This is a genomic window from Clostridium hydrogenum, assembly GCF_021432385.1.
Lineage (GTDB): Bacteria > Bacillota > Clostridia > Clostridiales > Clostridiaceae > Clostridium_S > Clostridium_S hydrogenum.
This window is the reverse complement of sequence record NZ_JAEACT010000002.1, coordinates 1,470,152-1,489,030: the sequence shown is the minus strand read 5'-3', so window position 1 is coordinate 1,489,030 and position 18,879 is coordinate 1,470,152. Positions and strand designations below refer to the sequence as shown.

Annotated in this window: 13 protein-coding genes; 1 reads left to right on the top strand and 12 read right to left on the bottom strand. The window is 29.0% G+C overall.

Going from position 1 to position 18,879, the window contains the following annotated elements; all coding sequences use genetic code 11:
• Positions 1-99 precede the first annotated feature (99 nt).
• The 10 genes from CUEA01_RS06625 to CUEA01_RS06580 all read right to left on the bottom strand — a co-directional run bounded on the left by CUEA01_RS06625 (position 100) and on the right by CUEA01_RS06580 (position 12,103).
• A complete protein-coding gene (locus CUEA01_RS06625) occupies positions 100-2,097 on the bottom strand; it encodes a methyl-accepting chemotaxis protein (protein WP_234120348.1) in 1,998 nt (665 codons plus the stop codon).
• A gap of 178 nt (positions 2,098-2,275) precedes the next feature.
• Positions 2,276-2,899 (bottom strand): hypothetical protein, encoded by a 624-nt coding sequence (locus tag CUEA01_RS06620; protein ID WP_234120346.1) that lies wholly within the window; start codon positions 2,897-2,899, stop codon positions 2,276-2,278.
• Between the two features lie 19 nt (positions 2,900-2,918).
• Positions 2,919-4,346, bottom strand: coding sequence for a PilW family protein (locus tag CUEA01_RS06615; protein WP_234120344.1), 1,428 nt, complete (start codon positions 4,344-4,346; stop codon positions 2,919-2,921).
• Between the two features lie 2 nt (positions 4,347-4,348).
• Complete coding sequence (locus CUEA01_RS06610; protein WP_234120342.1) at positions 4,349-4,876, bottom strand: type II secretion system protein; 528 nt, start codon at positions 4,874-4,876, stop codon at positions 4,349-4,351.
• Between the two features lie 8 nt (positions 4,877-4,884).
• Complete coding sequence (locus tag CUEA01_RS06605; RefSeq protein ID WP_234120340.1) at positions 4,885-5,553, bottom strand: type 4a pilus biogenesis protein PilO; 669 nt, start codon at positions 5,551-5,553, stop codon at positions 4,885-4,887.
• The gene (gene pilM, locus CUEA01_RS06600; RefSeq protein WP_234120333.1) at positions 5,528-7,126 is read right to left on the bottom strand and encodes a pilus assembly protein PilM; all 1,599 of its coding nucleotides are present in this window, start codon (positions 7,124-7,126) and stop codon (positions 5,528-5,530) included. Before pilM ends, CUEA01_RS06605 begins: the two co-directional genes overlap by 26 nt.
• A 103-nt stretch (positions 7,127-7,229) precedes the next feature.
• Positions 7,230-8,003, bottom strand: a complete 774-nt coding sequence (locus tag CUEA01_RS06595) for a prepilin peptidase (RefSeq protein ID WP_234120326.1) — start codon at positions 8,001-8,003, stop codon at positions 7,230-7,232.
• A 156-nt stretch (positions 8,004-8,159) separates the two neighbouring features.
• Positions 8,160-8,525, bottom strand: a complete 366-nt coding sequence (locus CUEA01_RS06590) for a prepilin-type N-terminal cleavage/methylation domain-containing protein (protein WP_234120324.1) — start codon at positions 8,523-8,525, stop codon at positions 8,160-8,162.
• Positions 8,526-9,041: 516 nt separating this feature from the next.
• Positions 9,042-10,301: a type II secretion system F family protein gene (locus CUEA01_RS06585; RefSeq protein WP_234120322.1), complete on the bottom strand. Its 1,260-nt coding sequence runs from the start codon at positions 10,299-10,301 to the stop codon at positions 9,042-9,044.
• 116 nt (positions 10,302-10,417) lie between these two features.
• The gene (locus CUEA01_RS06580) at positions 10,418-12,103 is read right to left on the bottom strand and encodes a GspE/PulE family protein (protein ID WP_234120313.1); all 1,686 of its coding nucleotides are present in this window, start codon (positions 12,101-12,103) and stop codon (positions 10,418-10,420) included.
• A gap of 342 nt (positions 12,104-12,445) precedes the next feature.
• Here CUEA01_RS06580 and CUEA01_RS06575 point away from each other — a divergent pair, with 342 nt between their 5' ends.
• Entirely contained in the window at positions 12,446-14,002 is a 1,557-nt protein-coding gene (locus tag CUEA01_RS06575) for a hypothetical protein (RefSeq protein WP_234120305.1), read from the top strand.
• A gap of 240 nt (positions 14,003-14,242) precedes the next feature.
• Here CUEA01_RS06575 and CUEA01_RS06570 read toward each other — a convergent pair whose 3' ends face one another.
• Both CUEA01_RS06570 and CUEA01_RS06565 read right to left on the bottom strand, forming a co-directional pair.
• A complete protein-coding gene (locus CUEA01_RS06570) occupies positions 14,243-17,176 on the bottom strand; it encodes an insulinase family protein (protein WP_234120303.1) in 2,934 nt (977 codons plus the stop codon).
• Positions 17,177-18,066: 890 nt separating this feature from the next.
• Positions 18,067-18,867, bottom strand: a complete 801-nt coding sequence (locus CUEA01_RS06565) for an ABC transporter substrate-binding protein (protein ID WP_234120301.1) — start codon at positions 18,865-18,867, stop codon at positions 18,067-18,069.
• Between the last annotated feature and the right edge of the window lie 12 nt (positions 18,868-18,879).

The following is an 18,879-nucleotide window of genomic DNA, read 5'->3' as shown; positions in this document are numbered from 1 at the left end:
AACTTAAAATTTATTTGTACCAAAATGTCGTCTTCTAGCCATTATGGTACAAATAAATTTTAATAGTTGAAATGGTTTATCTATACAATCTCTTCCAAACTAAAGTTCAAATTTTTGCATCATTTCATTAAGATTTTGTGCAAGCACTGCTTGGCTTTGTGCCGTTAATGCAACTTGCTCTATTCCCTTAGAGGTTTCGTTTATACTTTTCTGTATAGATTCAACATTCTTATATGAATTTTGAGTATTGCTTGTCATAGTTTGCATTGCTGAGGATACTTGGTTTACAGACACATTAATCTCCTTTACCATTAAAGATATTTTTTGTGACATTTCACTTACAAACTCTGAATCACTATTATATTGAGTTCCAACATTTGTAAACATATTAAATTGTGTATTTACATCATTTTGTATAAACTCCAGTATCTCCTTGCTGTTATTGGATAAATTCTCAAATGCATTTTGAACCTTTAATACAACGTCCTGAATTTCTTCTACAGCAGCACTGGATTCGTCTGCAAGTTTTCCAACCTCAGTAGCAACTACTGCAAAACCTTTGCCGCTTTCTCCCGCCCTAGCAGCTTCAATGGATGCATTAAGTGAAAGTAAATTAATCTGTGCCGCAATATTCTTCACTGTATTTGCCATTATTGTTATTTTGTCTACAACTTTGCCGTCTTGTATTGCTTTTAGTATCTTTTCCTCTTTTTCAACATATATATTATTTGATTTTTCAACTGCCGCTTTACTATTTTTTTGAACATTAAAAGCTCTTTCCTTAAATTCATTAGAATTTTTGCTACCTTCTTCTGCTTCTTTAGATAATTCATTTATATTGCCATTTACTTTTTCTACAGATGTATTTACTTCTTCCGATGCAGCATTTATTTCTTCTGTACCTTGTACTATTTTATTTATTTCCATATCTATATTTTGCATCATTGAATAAAATTCTTCAACTGCCGCAGAAAGCTCCTCACTTGAAGCACTTATTTCTTCCGAATCACCTACTATTTTACTAACTAAAGTACCTAAATCTTTTTGCATAATAGCCGCCTCACGAGCAAGTTCACCAATTTCATCTTTCCTACTTATAAGGTTACTAGAAATTTTAGCATTAAATTTACCATTAGCTACAAATTTAAAATGATCTACAACCTCTTTAAGTGGTTTAGAAATTCTTTTATCTACATAAATGTATATTATTATGCCAAATATCAATAATGCTATTATACCAACCTCAACATTATTTGTAATAAACTGATTTTTTACTATATCGCTTAGTGTTTTACTCTTTCCTGTAAATAGTATTCCTATTACCTTGTTTTCTGGTCCAATAATGGGAGTATAACGAGTTATATAGTTTCCTCCAAGTATATTTGCTTCACCAGAATAAATTTTATTTGAAAGCACAATTTTTGATATAGTGCTGTCAAGTTTAGTTCCAACAGCTCTTTTGCCATCTTTTTTTACTGTTGTAGCAATTCTAATATCCCCTAAAAAAATTGTAGTTTCACAACCTAAGCTTGATTTTATATAATCCACAACTCCATTAGAATCAAGCCTAAATCCTGTTGATATAACACCCACAATTTGTCCCTTGTCATTTTTTACTGGAACACCCGACCTAGCTGCCAATTTAACTGATGTTCCACTTTCAATTTGTGAATTTGTATTACCACTAAGTGCTTCTTTTACATTTTCTTGATTTGCAACGCTGTCTCCTTTTTTATTGGGATCATGAGTTCTAGCTAGAACCTTTCCACTTTCGTCAGTAACTGTAACAAAATCAATTCCTGCCCCTTTTACAAGCGGATTTAAAAGTTTTAATATATTTTCAGTATTCCCTTCTTCTATAGCTTTTGCTACTTCTCTATTATTTGCTAATTGATATCCTAAACTCAAGGATTGCTTTTTCATATCTTCAATCTTCTTACTAAATACATTGCTTGCTTTTGTAACATCATCCTTAAAATTCGAATCTACATAAGCATCAAATTTCAACACATTTTCAAATGCGATTATAGCTACAAGTATGCATATTATCAATGAAATGACAGCAACTATTTTAAGCTTTATTGATTTTAATTTCATCATAACACCCCCATATATACTCAACTCACGGGGCATTTTCTGCATTTTAAAAATTTTCAGAAAATGCTCTTTAAATATTAATTCGACATTATCATCCTAATTCCTTTATTTTTTAACATTTTACAACAATGTCACATACACGTGAATTATATTTATGGAGGGTTAACTATGCGATTAATTAATTTGTATAATCTATTTCCGAAGATTTTATATTTATGCTGCAATTACTAGTTGATTTTACAAAATTAAAAGTTATAGTCAATTTAAAATTATAAGCTACTTTTTTCAAAGAATCTTTTCCATCTCCTGCTATATGCCCTTCAGAACTCAAAGCCATTGGTATGGTGTATACAAGATTACAATTTACATTTGCTGCTGTTAAATCTACACTTGGCGCTAAAGTGGTAGCACTATATGTTAAACCCTTAATTATATAATAGCTATTTGAAGCAGGATTATTTATAAGTGCTGTTTTATCAGAACTACTTTTACTATTTACTGAGTTCAAAATATTATTTACATAAGCATTAACTTTTGAATCTAATTGGCTTTTTAAACTGGACTCATTAATTCCTTTTAAATTAACGCTTGCAAAATCATCAAGTTTAGAGTTTTGAATAATAGAGATAGTCCTTTCAAATCCAGATTCTGAAGCATAATAAGCTGAATTTATTTTATTATAAGCATTAACCTGTGTAGTTGTATTTATAGTCAAAGTAAGCAATGCCATCACAATTACCATTATAAATAAAGTTAAGACTAATGTTATAATTAATGCTGATCCTTTTTTTTTATTTCTCATAGCCTTTTTCCTTTCCACTTTAATTACTGCTTACTGTTTCAGCATCTAGTATAGAATTGATATCTTTAAGATTTCCATTATTATTATCAAAATTTATTCCACCATTACCACCATTCCAATTTTGGCGTTGAGGAGAATCAACGACAATTCCCTTTGAAATAATGATGCCTGTAAAGGCTGGTATAATGTCTTTAAAGGTTATAACGTCATCACAATATATTAGACCTTTAAAATTAAAGTTTTTATTCCAATCATAATTTCCATTTGAATCCTTTGAGCTTATTGTAAGTGGTCCGTGGCATATTATATATTCATAATTTGACAAACTTATACTGCAAGCTTGTACTGCTCCTTTATAATCAGGTAGTGGTTTAGGCACTCCCGCCGCTATTTCATTATTACTTAAGCCTTTAAAATAGTGAATAGAAGAAGCATTTATATTAGGATATTTTGAAAAGTCAATGTTTGGTTTTAAATTATTTAGCGACATAGCTTTTATGCTACTTTTATTGTTAGAATCAAACATACCGCTCCAAACATCACCACTACTAGGATATTGTGAAGTTTTATTTAAAACATAACTCCCACTTAAATTACTTGGTGCAGAATAATTATCATTATAATAAACTTTACAATTGTTTATTGGACCAGATGTACCAGAAAAACTAGGAACATCAAATACAGCTTCCTTACCGCATATAGCTATACCGCTATTTCCCCAATCCATGCTGTCAGCTTTTATTGCCAAATTTCCTTGAATATTGCTAGATGCTAAATCCGATCCAACAAAATTTTTACATTGAAAAAACAAGTTATCATTGGTTCCTGTATTAATTGCTACACCGTTTGTAGCCTTCAAATCAAAATCACCCGACGAAATTACATTGATTACATTTCTTTCAAGGAAGTCCAAATCCATATTAGAACTAGGCGTAGGAGTTGGTGTTGGTGCAGGAGGTGTTTTCACTGCTATTTTTTCATCACTTGGACGTTTTACACTTGATGATATAGTGAATTTTTCATAAGTATTTTTCTTTTGTGCCGTTAAAGTTACATATACTGTGCCAGGATCAGTTTTAGAATCAACTTTAAAAGCTATACTGCTTATATCATTTGCTATCTCCTTCCCTGATTTATCAAGTGTATTAGTAGAATTAGGGTCTAAACTATAGGTTGCCATAACTGAACCATCAGCATTATTTAAAATTAACTTATTAGAATTAGTACCTGTATCTGGAACTGAAGCGGCTGACCTTACATCCTGTGTAATTGAAGTCATTACCCTTCTTGCATCATATTCAATTGTTGTATTAGCCTCTTGAATATTATAAAGCTTAAGCATACTTTCAAAAAAGAGGCCCAATGTAGTTGTCAATATGGCAAATATGGCCACACAAGCCATTAATTCAATTAAAGTAAATCCTTTCAACTTTTTATAATTTTCCATAACTAATACCTCTTTAACGTTACATATTCAACCAGAAATTTGTCCTTGCTTTTACTGTCAAAAACTGTAGTATCTATAGTAATCATATTGTCCTTATAAGTAAATACTATTTTTATTACATGATCAAACTTTGTTGGCACTGACGAAAAATATGTCTTTACAATTCCATCATATTTTTCAGGAGAACTTGAGCCTATTGAACTTGGTATTTCACCACTTATTGCTGAAATTGTTGCTCCACTTTTCCCACTCTTACTTGTAAATGTGCCGCCTGAAGAATCATCTGAATAACACAGGTATTCATATTGTGGTTCTGATTTAATATCTGATAAAGCAGAAAAATCATATGTCTTGTAATATTCCATAACCTTTTGTGCAATAGCTGAATTTTTAATTTTACATCTCATATTAGAATTATAATCAGTTATTGTTATAATTACTGTTGAAACTGATACTAATACTATTACTAAAATTGCCATAGCCGCTATGATTTCAACAAGAGTTAATCCACTATACTTCTTATTTTTCATAGTTCCTCCTATTTTCCTGTGCCAAAGTTATATTGAATACTTTCTTTATCTTTACTAACAATATAAAAATAATTTGCAGTTACACTAAGTGTAAGTTTTTTATCTTGAGAATTGTTACTATCTTGAGTAGCCTCATTATTTAAAGTTATATTTGCATCATTTATTTCTGAAATTCTGTTAGTTGATTCAATACTGCTTAAAAATTTCATAATGCTGTCTTTATCATTTCCAGTTACATTTATGTTTACAGGAATTTCAATTAAATCCCCATTTTTTTCAGAACTATTATTACTACTTGCTTGATCTTTTTTATTATTAGAAACTTCTGTGAATGGTTTAGCATCTCCAAAAACTATACTTGACACAGTAACCTTGCTATCAGAGGCTATATTTTGTATATCATATTCAATCTCAGGATTTCTCTCATTAACCGGTAGTTTGCTTTTAGAATCATCATATTTCTTGGAAAGTTTTTTTAAGTTTTTTTTCATATTTACATTTTGTATTCTAAGCGAGTACATTTCGTCTACTCTTGATGATAAACTATCTATAGTTTGTTTGCTTTGACTTATGGAATTTAATGATGGCAAAAGTATAAATTGAAGGTATATAGCTGCCACAATAACTGCACATAGTACTACTAATATTTTTTTATCTCTTTGCGTTATTTTCTGCATCCGAACCATCTCCTAGATTTACAATAAAGTTATAAACATTATTATTAGCATTAGAATTATTATTTTGCGAATTTGTTACACTCATAAGTCTTGCATTTTTATAGTTATTTGACATTTGAAGATTTGCAACCAAAGCCGCTGGTGCTTTACTATCAGCAGTTTCTCCAGATAATACTATTCCATTATTATCATCAAAGGATATAGAATCAAATTTTATATCTGATGGAACATACTTGTTTATTTCATCAATTTTTTTATTTAGCATTACTTTACTTTTAGTAAGCTTATCCACAAGTTTAATTCTAGAATTATAAGTAGCAATCTTTTTCGTCAATGAATCATGCTCAGCTTGCAGTTTATTGAGTCCTTGAATCTTGAATTCATCATTTTTTTGCTTATTTGCGTAGCTATGCGCTACAGCTATTGGGATTGCACTTGCCGCAACAAACAAAACTATTAGGCCAGCAACTGAAGCTTTAAAGAAATTAGAATTTACAATACTTGTCTTAAATTTTCTTTTATTATCTGGTATTAAATTTAATTCCTTTTTACTTTTTCTTAAAATAGCTCCATAAACATTTGAATAATATTTAAACTTACTTCCATCCTTAAAGTTTATTTTTAAATTTATATCTTCCGCACTATCTATTACAGACACATCCGTATCCATAAAATCTTGAAGGTAAGCTTCTACTCCATATACCTTTGCACCTTCTCCAACAACAAATATTTTGTCCAAGGTCTTCTTTACTTTACCGGCAGTATAAAACTTAACAATTCTATCAAAAGCCCTAAAAATTTCATCAAAATTATTTATGATGTCTTCATACATTTCTCCAGAATAACTTTGTTTTGCAAAATTAAATTTTGACATAAAATAAAAATAGGCCTTCTCATAATCAATATTTAAATTTTGTGCAATTTCCTCTACTGCATTTGAAATTCCCTTATTGATTTCTTTTTCAATGAAAATTTTTCCATGATCAAGTATTACAATACTGCTGTTTAAATTTTCTATATCAATAATACCTATATTGTTTATTTCTTTATTTTTATCAAAATAATTTTTAAAGACTCTCGAAATACTTATTGGAAGTATATCTATAGCCTTTAATTTCATTCCAAGTTTTTCAGTAAGTTCAACATAGCCATTAACCTTTACTCTTGGAACCGCAGCAACAAGAACTCTAAATACTTTCTTTTCCTCCGTATTTATTTTATCTATAATTTGATAATCAATATAGTAATTTACTCCTTGCCTAGGAAGATACTGCCCTATTTCCATAATTGCAGCTTTTCCAACTTCTATTTCTTGCATTATGGCTATTTCTGTATGTCTTATTATGGTATCTTGTCCTTGAATTGTATATACTATCCCATCTGCAGTAATCTTATTAGAATTTATAAATTCCTTCAACACATCAGCAATGGCTTCTACATCAACTATCTTATCATCTTCCATTGCTCCTTTAGGTGTATTTATAATTGCACTTTGAGATATCTTTCTTATATCACCAACTAATATTTTTATGTATCTATTTTCTATTTCTACAGACATAATATCTTTTGCCATAACGCTCCCCCTTAATATAGAAAACTACCTGAAACATTGAAATTGCAAATACGAAATTCATCCTTTAGATTAGGACTTGAATCAGAGTACAGAGTACTCTTCTTTAAAATTTCCCTATATACCAGTTTACAATTCCGCTTCCAAATAATATGGTAAAAATTGAACTTATTGCTATAAACGGGCCAAAGGGTATGTAATCTTTTCTTTTCTTTTTTCCAAGTAAAATTAACGCAACTCCTATTACTCCACCTATTACTACAGATAAAAACAACATAAATATAATATTCTTAATTCCTAGGAAAAGTCCACAAACAAGGCATATTTCCGCATCACCAAAGCCCATTCCCCTTGTAAGAAGTATTATGATTAAAATAAAGCCTGCTCCAATGATGCCTCCTAATATATAATTTAAAATAGAAAATTCGTTTATAAACTTCATTTTAAATAATACAAAATTTAAGATAGATAATAATATAAAACTTATTATTCCTGTAATTATAGTTGAATTATATACATCTGTGGTATCCCTATCTATTAATCCTATAACTATAATTAGTGCAGCAAAAAAACAAAATTTAATTGTTTCATAGGTATAACCATATTTTAAATAAATAGCTAAAAAAATAATCCCAGTTACAAATTCAACTAATGGATATCTATAGGAAATTTTGCTTTTACAGTATCTACATTTTCCTTTTAAAATTATCCAGCTTATTATTGGAAACATATCATACCATTTTAACCTTTTACCACAATTCATACAGTGTGAAGGCGGAAAAGCTATAGACTGTTCTAATGGTATTCTAAAAATGCAAACATTTAAAAAGCTTCCAATTATAGTTCCGAGTACGAAAATAAAAATATATATTATAAACATAATTTCTCCTTAAGACAATTCACAGTTCACAATGCAGGTAAATCACCCTTCATTGTGAATTGTGAATAAAAAAAGTTGTTATAAAAATACATTTGATATTTGTAATTTCATTATTTCAACTTGTTTATATTTATTACTTTGCTGTTTTCATGAAATTTAATAATAACCAGAAAAATTTGCCCAAGTATTACTATTATCATTAATTAGATTTTCAAGGGTATTTTCATCTGCAGTTGCTAAGCCATTTGTCACACCACCACCAGATAATTTTAAATTTCCATCTGCATTAATTGCCGCACTATATGTTGTAATACTGCCACTATCTGAATTTGCTTGAGCTGTTTTTATAACATTAAGTACTGCTTTTGCATTACTTTTTACTGTTGCTATTTTTGATCTTTGCATATATCCTACTATGTTAGGAATTAAAATTGCTGCAAGAATTAATAGAATTGCAACTACGGCTATAAGCTCAATAAGAGTAAATCCTTTTTTCTTTTTTCCCTTTTTTATTATCTTCATTTTCTTTCCCCCATTTTGGTTTATATTTAACAGATTCAAAGGTAAATATTTTAACTGTCCCCCCTTTTTAGGAATTATAGATATACTACTTGAAAAATGGAAATTGCAAATACAAAGTTTATCCTACTAGCAATGTTTTTCAATTCACAGTTGACAATGCACAATTCACAATGAAGGATGATTTGCCTTTCGCTCTGCTTAAGGTAAACCTTAAATTTAAATATTGTCAGCGTCTCTCTGCACCATATATAGTGCGGTTGCGTAAACAATAAAAACATATGTTTTAAGATTTTTCTACGCTAGATAGAAAAATCATCCTTCATTGTGCATTGTGAACTGTGCATTGTGCATTTAAAAAATTGTTATAAAGCTACATCTGTTATTATCAATTTTGCTATTTCAACTGGTATACCTTTATAGATAAACCAGTTCAACTACCAAAATCATTTTGCATCATAATGCCAAGAAGATGGCATTTTGATACAAATTAATTTTGAAGTTTCAAGTGGTTTATCTTTATAAAGAGTTCAAATATGAATCTGCTATATGCAATATGAAACTTGAATTAGAAACACTATTATACATCTGGAAAATTGGAAGTATTATTGATACAACTATAAATCCTACAATAACTGCTAATAAAATTATAATTAATGGTTCTATAAGCGTTGTCATTTGTGCTACTGTTGTTTCAACTTCTTCGTCATAAAATTCAGCTACTTTTTTTAATACATCTTCTAGATTTCCAGATTCTTCTCCTATTTTTATCATTTGTGTGAGCATTGGTGGAAAAATATTTTTCTCCTCAAAAACCATTCCAATGCTGGAGCCTTTTTTTATATCTTCTTTTACGGCTTCAAGAGAATTTTCTATAAATTTGTTATCTACTATTTTCCCACATATCTCTATGCTTTTTATAAGTGGTATACCACTGGATACAAGCATTCCAAAGGTTCTTGCAAATCTTGAAGTTACAATTTTATAGATTACCTTTCCAACAATGGGCATCTTGATTTTAAATTTATCTAGTTTTTCGCTATTAAAACTATATTTTTTAGCTATTTTAAGTAAAATTACAATTACCGGAATACACAAAATTATAAAAATGAAATTATGTACTACAAAATCACTAAATCCCATTGAAACTTTGGTTGGCCATGGTATATCACTTTTACCAGAAATGTTAACAATATTACCAATAAGCATAGGAAGTATCTTAATGGCTAAAAAATTTACAATAATAAAAGCAAAAATAGCAACTACTATAGGATAAGTTAGAGCTTGTTTTACTTTTTGTCTCTGCTTAAATTCACTGAAATAATATTCAGACATTCTATTCATAATTTCATCCAGGTTTCCACTGGATTCACCTGCAGCTATCATATTTATAAGTAAACTTGGAAATTCCTTATATTTTTTCATTGAATCCGCTAGGCCTTTTCCTCTTTCCACTTCATCAAATACTTTTGAAATAACCTTTTTAAGTTTTTTATTTTCTGTTTGCGCTCCAACTATATCAAGTGCTTTATTTAAACTTATACCTGCATTTAGTACATAGGAAAGTTCCCTGCAAAATATTGATATATCCTTTATACTTACCTTTGAAAATATATCTATATCTGCATTTAGACCAACTTCATTTTCTTCTCTAATGGAAATAAGCCAGCAATCTTTTTTTCTTAAATAAGCTGCAACTCCATTTTCATCTTCTCCTTCTATTCTTCCCTTTTCTATCTTCCCTTTTATTGTTTTAGCTTCATACAAGTATACAGGCACAAAATATTCCCCCTTGATTATACCGTTTCAACTACTAAAACCAATTTGCATCATAATTCCCATAAGATGGCATTTTGATACAAATTAATTTTAAAGTTTCAAGTGGTATATCTTTATTAATTCTTTAAAAATGCTATTTTTACTAATTCATCTATAGTAGTTTTCCCACTATAAACAAGCCTTTCACAAGATTTTCTTATGGTATTCATTCCATTTTTTATTGCTTGTTTTTCAATAAAATCAATATCAGGATTTTCAACAATCTTTTCTCTCATTTCTCTTGTTATTTCCATTATTTCATAAACTCCAGTTCTACCTAGATATCCAGTACCATTGCACTTAGGGCATCCTCTTCCTCTATATAAAGTTACTTTCTCGCTTTCCTCGGCTCCAAGTATTTCCTTTTCATAGGCTTTTGCTTCATACTCTTCTTTGCATTCAGGGCATATTGCTTTGACAAGCCTTTGAGCTATTATTCCGCTGATGGAATTTGCCACAAGGTATGGTTGAATACCCATATCAAAAAGACGCATTATTGATGAAGCAGCATCATTTGTATGTATTGTACTCAATACTAAATGTCCAGTTATAGCTGCTCTTACAGCAATTTCTGCTGTTTCACTATCTCTCATTTCTCCAATCATTATTATATCTGGATCCTGTCTTAATATTGATCTTAGGCCAGATGCAAAAGTAAGACCTGCCTTCACATTTACGTTTACTTGATTTATACCATCAATCATATATTCTACTGGGTCTTCAACTGTAACTATATTTCTACGCTCATCGTTAAGTTCATTTAGAACTGCATAAAGAGTTGTTGATTTACCACTTCCTGTTGGTCCTGTAGCAAGTATAATTCCGTATGGACTTTTAATTATATTTTCTAGCTTCTTCATACTTTCCTCATCCATGCCCAAGCTCTCTTTACTTATATTTTTACTATCATTTTTTAAAATTCTTATTACAGCCTTTTCACCGAAAATAGTTGGCAGGATTGAAACTCTTAAATCAATATTTTTTCCATCAACAAACACTTTCATTCTTCCATCTTGAGGAAGTCTTTTTTCCGCAATATTTAAATTTGATATTATTTTTATACGTGTCATTATGGCCTGCAGTGATTGTATTTGAATTCTCTGCTTTTCATGAAGTTCGCCATCGATTCTATATCTTATTTTTATATATTTTTCAAAGGGTTCTATGTGTATATCGCTACTTTCAAGCCTTATTGCTTCTTTTATTATAAAATCAACAAGCTTAACTATTGGGGCATTGTCTATACTATTTTCCGAATTACTATTTATGCCCTCTATTTCTTTAACATTTATCTCATAATTTTTAGATGCCTCTATTGCTGCCTTTTCAATTTTTTGCGATGTATAGTAAGTTTCTATTGCTTTTTTTATTTCAGTTGATGTAGCAATCATTGGAACAACTTCATAACCAGATGCAATTCTAACATCATCTAAGGCAAACATATTCATCGGATCACTCATAGCTACATTTAGCTTGTCCCCATTAAATGATATTGGAATTACATTATATTTTTGTGCGAGTCCCTCTGGTATAGTTAAAACCGCTTTTTTATCTATAAAATATTCATCAAAATATGCTTTTGGTATCCCCATCTGCATTTGAAGAATGTCCACTATTTCTTCTTCTGTTACAATTTTTTCACTTACTAGTATTTCTCCAATTCTTTTTCCCCTATGTTTTTGCTTTTTAAGGGCACTTTCTAGCTGATTTTCTGTTATTACTCCATAATCAACTAACAAATCACCAAGTTTTTTTTTCATCATATATTTCACCTTCAACATTAAACGCAAATTAAATTCAAAACATCTTTTCCAATTAATTCATATGCACTTATTTTATTGCATATATTCATTATATATCTTTTTTATACAATTACAATATATGTAATTATTTTTTTACTTTAAATTAAACATTTTTACAATAATTTATACTTTTGGTTATAAAGTTTAATTTTATTTTTAATTTAGTTTAATTTTCCATTTTTAAATAATAATATATTGCGTTTTTTATGCCAATGCTATAATCTATAAATAAATATAGTAACCTTATACACAAAATGTAAAATATGTTTTTTGAAAGAGGTGTAATTTTTGACTTTTAACTTTATGAAAGAAAAAAACTCTGATGGCAAATTAATATTAAGCTTACTTTTTTTAATAGCTTGCATAACAGCCTTTTGCATTGGCGCAAATTTTAGTGTAATAAATGATGGCTTTTGGCACATAAAATCTGGAGAATATATCTTAAAAAATGGCTTTATACCAAAGACGGCTGTTTTTTCTTGGTACGGTATCTCAAATAATTTAAAATGGATAAATCATGAATGGCTTTTTGGAATATTTGCTTATCTAATATATTCCATTGATGGCTTTAAATCAGTAACTATATTTATGGGGCTGTTTAATTTTATTGTTTCAATTTTAGTTTATATCTATGCTTACAAAAGATGCAAAAAACCATTTATAGCCTTAATATGTATGTTTCTATACACTCTGTTTAGTTTTTACACAATGTCATTTAGACCTATGATGGTATCTAGAATAATTATTCTTCTTTTATGCATTTTTTTAGAGGATAAGAAATTCATTCCAGCAATTATAGTATTAATATTAGGAGTAAACATACAAGGTGGATTATATCCATTATATTTATTTATTTTTGGATGCTATTCACTTTTTAAGCATTATAAATACTTCCTTGTTTCATTTATATGCGTAATGTTAAATCCATATACATATAATATATATTTATATGATCTTAATTTATTTTCATCCTTCAAAAATAATCCTGTGATATCAGAATGGACATACACTCAAATTTATAATTATAAAACTTTATTATTTATAATCATTGTAAGTGTATTAATATACTGGCTTTCAAAAGTGTCTATTAGGAACGTAATATTTTCTGGAGGACTAATATTTCTATCCGTGACCGCAGTAAGACAAATACTATTTCTTTTTTTGCTGCTACCTGCCATTATTTCACCATATTTTGAAGACAGCATATACGTTTTTTGTAGAAATTATATATCAATCAAAAAATTTAAAATACCAGCTAAAAAAAGCACAAAACATTTTCAGCGTATTATAATTTTCTTAAAAAATAAAATTAACAAGCTCAATGCTTCTAAAGAAAAGGTAATTAGGAATATTTGTTATTTTGTAATATTAACCTTATGTTTTTTTAGTTCCTTAGCATTTTTAGATGACTATACAACTAAACTTTTTGTACTTCACCAAGATTTTTCCATTAAACTTTCTAGTATTGATTATCCTATAGAAGCCTGCAATTATATAAATAATCATCCAGAAATTAAAAATTCTAGATTATTTAACGACTATAATACAAGCCCTTATTTAATTTTCAGAGGGATTCCTACTTTTGTAGATACAAGAACAGATATATTTATAAATGGCTTTAATAAAACAAATTCCTTTATGGATCAGCACAATGCTTCGATAAATTATGAACAGATGCTGCTTGTATTGAAAAAATATAATATAGATTATGCTATTCTTGAAAACAATCAAATTAATACAAGAATACTAAAAAGAACATCTATACCAACTACAGTATATCAAGATGATTATTATGTTATTGTAGAAATAAATAAGGGACAGCTTAAAAAAGCTATAGATGGGAAAGACTTTTTTAATTAAGGAAAACTCTTATAAACCAAAGTACAAAGTACAGAGTACATAGTACAATGAAGGATGATTTGCCTTTCCTTACGTTAGGCAAATCTTTAACTTAACTGTTATCAGCTTTGCTGACAACAGCAATGCAGTGATTGCGTAAGCAATCAAAAATAAGTTTTAAGATTTTCTGTAGTAAAGCGGAAGAAAATCATCCTTCTTTGTACTTTATACTTTGTACTTTGAAAAAATAGTTTTAGCCTGCTAATTGTTTCCAAACAAGCTTATTACATTTTTAAACACAGCTTTATTTTCAAGTATTTTCTGTTCACTGCCAACTGCACAAATACAATTTTCCTCCATGCATTTGTGAATTAAATCGGAATACTTTCTAATATCAGAAGCATCAGTTCTTAATATTTCATCTCTTATATTTTGAACATATTTTATATCAGCTCCCGATAAATAATGTACAACTGTTCTCTCACATTTTGATGCATTACTTAAAGGCATATCAAGCCCACTTATAGTTCCAAGTATATATTTTGTAATTTCTCTGTCGTCTTCATTAAAACTATCTATATACTCATAAAAGCTATCAAAAGCTTCTATAGTTTGAGTCAAGTTTGGATCCCTATATGAGCAAAAACTCATGTTTCCAGTTGCCGAAAATGATGAAAACACGCCGTATGCCCCACCTTGAACTCTTACCTTGTTCCAAAGGTAGTTGTAATTGGCAATTGTTTTTATAACCGATAAAACTCCACTATTTTTAAACTTAAGTTTTTTAAAGTTATAGCCCTTTGCAACATATTGAACCTTAGAAGCCATAGTAAAACCTTCATTAAGCTTTTCTAATTTAAATTCATATTTATTTTTTTTAGGAGCATTGTTTCTAATATTTCCCAGAAAATTTCTTATTTGTTCTTGGACATTAGCAAAAGAATCCTTATCTCCAGCATAACCAACTAACAAATTATTTTTGTCAAATATCAACTCTGAAGTTTCTTTTAAATTTTTATATATATTGGCTTTCTTATCTTCAAAATTTTTATCTAAATCATGGATAAAATTATAAAAATCTATTCCAGATGATAATTCAACGTATTTAAAAGCCTGTGAATAATATGAGGCCACTCTAACTGAAGCTATTCTATGAGCTCTAGCTTGCATAGACATATCAAGTCTTGATTTTAGTTCACTAATTAATTCTCTAAGCCTACTAAAATCATCGTATATACTATTATTTATAATTTCCAGTAAAAGTTCAATAAGTTTTGGAACCTTGTTATCTAAAACCTTAGTTCGTACTGTAAACTCTGGAATATACTTATCTATTTCATTAACGCTGCCATATGGTTCAACGCTAAAATCTACTCCACCTATATGAGTATTAACTTCATTTGATAAATCCTTAAAGTCATATTTACTTGTACTCATTCTACCTATTAAAATTGATAAAAGTGAGACATAACCAATCATGTTGTCTGGAACTACAGTGGTATCAAAATAAAAATTTATATAACTTATACCTTTAGTGTTTAATGGAGTATATAAAATAGTTGTTCCTTTTTCATCATATTTTTCCCATTCACTATAATCTGCTTTAGGATTAATATCTTCAATGGAAAGCATAGGTATTTTATCTAAATCTTCCTTTTCATCAAGAGTTTCCTGCCTTGTTATTAAACTATCATTTTTTTCTATAATTTCTTTTAATTCATCTTTTGAAAGTTCATTCTTAAATTTTAACAATTCATTTTCTAAGTTTTGAATATTTTCTTCTTCAAGTCCCCTTTTAGGTTTTACTGTAATAAATACACTATGATTATTATTTAATAAATATTTTTCTATAAGCTTTTCAAAATAGTTATCTTTTATTCCAGCTTTAATCTTTGCAAGCATTTGCTCAAATTTTAAATTTTCAAAGGGTTCACCACCATGAAGCATTCTATCTAATATTTTTTCATTGTATTCAAGTCCCTTTGGGAAACCGTCATAATCAGCTTCACGCATTTCAAATTCTCTTGCATTTATAACCGCCTCAATTAGCTTTCTATCTATACCTTTAGTAGATAATTCTTTTAATACATCAAATACTAAATTTTTAAACTTATCCTTTTCAGGTAAATTAGAATCTTTTAATATTATACTAAAGGTTGGCTGCAATATGGAGTTATCAATTGCTCCAAATACGTCCTTCCCTATATTAGCTTCAATTATGGCTCTTTTAAGTGGTGAAGATGCTGTTTCTAAAAGGATACTTTCTAAAATCTCCAAGCCAAAATTAGTTTCGTTATCTAATATGTTACCTGTACAAAAACTCAAGCTGAAAAAAGTTTTATCAATTTCGTCTTCATTATTTGAAATAGAGTATTCAATTTCTCTTTCTTCCATCTTATCAAAAGCTTTCTGCATTTCAATATCATTTTTTATATCCATTTTATTGAAATAAGATAAGTACTCATCATTGATAAACTTTAATTCCTTTTCTAAGTCAACATCGCCATAAAGATATATTATGCTATTGGATGGATGATAGAACTTTTTGTGAAAATCAATAAATTCCTCATAAGTAAGTTTAGTTATTTCATCGGGATTACCGCCAGAATCAAAGCCATAAGTATTATCCTTAAATAATACTTCATCAACTTTTCTCAAAAGAACAGATATGGGTGAAGAATACACTCCCTTCATTTCATTATAGACAACACCCTTATAATGAAGTTTTTCATCTTCACCTTCTATATCATAATGCCAACCTTCCTGCATTAAAATTTCAGGATATTTATATATATTAGGATAAAAAACTGCATCAAGATAGACATCCATTAAATTTCTAAAATCCTTATGATTTCTACTTGCAACTGGATACATTGTTTTATCTGGATAAGTTGCTGCATTTAAATATGTGTTTAATGACCCTTTTAATATCTCTACAAATGGCTCTTTTACTGGGAATTTTCTAGACCCACACAAAACTGAGTGTTCAAGAATATGTGGTATGCCCTTACTGTTCTCAGGTAACGTTTTAAAAGTTATAGAAAAAGTTTTATTGTCATCTTCATTTTCAATACTTACAAGCCTTGCACCACTTTTTTCATGGTAAAAAACTCTACCTTTTGATTTAATTTCATCTATTTGCATTTCTTTTCCTAATTTAAAGCCACTATAACTTTCTCCAATTTTAAATTCCATTAAGTCTCCTCCAACTTTTCTTATTAAAGATATACCACTGTAAAGCTTAAAATTTATTTGTACCCAAATGCCGTCTTCTGGGCATTATGGTGCACATGAATTTTAATAGTTGAACTGGTATATCTATATATAATATATTGTGCCTAAAACTAATTGTATCATACTTTAAAATTATTGCGAAGTAAGTGTAGTCCATGATATTAAATAAAATTAATAAAACTAAGAGGGAAATATTTAAAAGCCTAACATGTTCCAATAACTCGCAAAAAGCGCTCAAACAATTGGAACATCTAAGTCTTTTAAATATTTCCCTCTAATTTTTATTAAAATTTTATTTAAACTACCCTGAACTACACTTACTTCGCATTTACAGTGGTTTAAGGTAAGAACACATACCAGAGGCTTGGGCTTAAGCCCATTAAGATTCTTGAACCTATATTATTAATTTATAGTGCTCCATTTCAAAGACATAAATTAATCAAAAGTATTAGTGTGCCTACGGAATTTTGGTGTAGTGCAAGAAAGTAGTTTTTAAATTGTTATAATTACTGTTTTGGGTTAGAAAACAATTATATATTGTGAAACAAAGATGTAGTTGGATTAATCAAATAACCTTTGACAGGTGTAGAAAAAAAATGATGTTAGGGAATAGCGTTGAAAAAATTTTTAAATAAAATTGTATAAAACTTAGGGGAAAATTTTTTGAAGCTTTAGAACTTTAGATTGTTTGAGCTAATCTTTGCGAGTTATCGAAAGCTCTTAAGCTTAAAAAAATTTGCCGCTTAGTTTTATTAATTTTATTTAAGATTTTGAAATGCCATTCACTAACATCATTTTTCTATACCTGTCAAAGGTTATTTGATTTTGCACTACACTTTGCTTCACAATATTTAACTGCTGTATATGTCGTAGCCAAACCATTTCTTTGATAGTTTAGCTAATGTGCCATCCTTTTTTAACTCATTAAATGCTTTTTGAAATCCATCTCTAAGTGATTTATCTTTTTTCCTAAAGGCAGCTCCAATTGGCTCCTTGGTTAAAGTTGTTTTTAATTTTTTATACACACCTTTTTCTTTTTGACTATAATAATCTCCTACCATTGGATCTGTAACAACTGCTGATATTCTACCACTTTTAAGATCTAAAAAAGCATCTGGTGTAGAATTGTATTTTTTTATATCCTTAATTCCAGAAATCTTACTTAAAACATTCTGTCCAGTACTTCCAGCTTCACAACCAATAATTTTTCCTGGAAAATCTTTTTCACTTTTAAGTTCATTATTGCCTTCTTTTACATAAACCGCATTTCCACCATATACTATTGGATCTGAAAATAGCATTGTATTCTTTCTTTCATCTGTAATACTAACTGTTGACATTATAACATCAAATTTTTTCGCATTAAGTGCTAAAAAAATTCCATCCCATGCATTTGAAACAAGCTTAACCTTAACTCCAAGTTTTTTACCTATTTCATTTGCAAGATCAACTTCAAATCCAACTGTATTATCTTTTTCATCTCTAAATTCCATTGGCGGATAATCATCATGCATTCCAACAAGAAGAGTACCTGACTTTTTTACTTTATCTAATGAATCCTCTGAACTACTGGAATTATTTTGCGTGCAACCTGAAAAAATAAGCACTGATATACATAAAACTAAAACTAAACTAAAAATTTTCTTAAACATTTTGCCACCCTC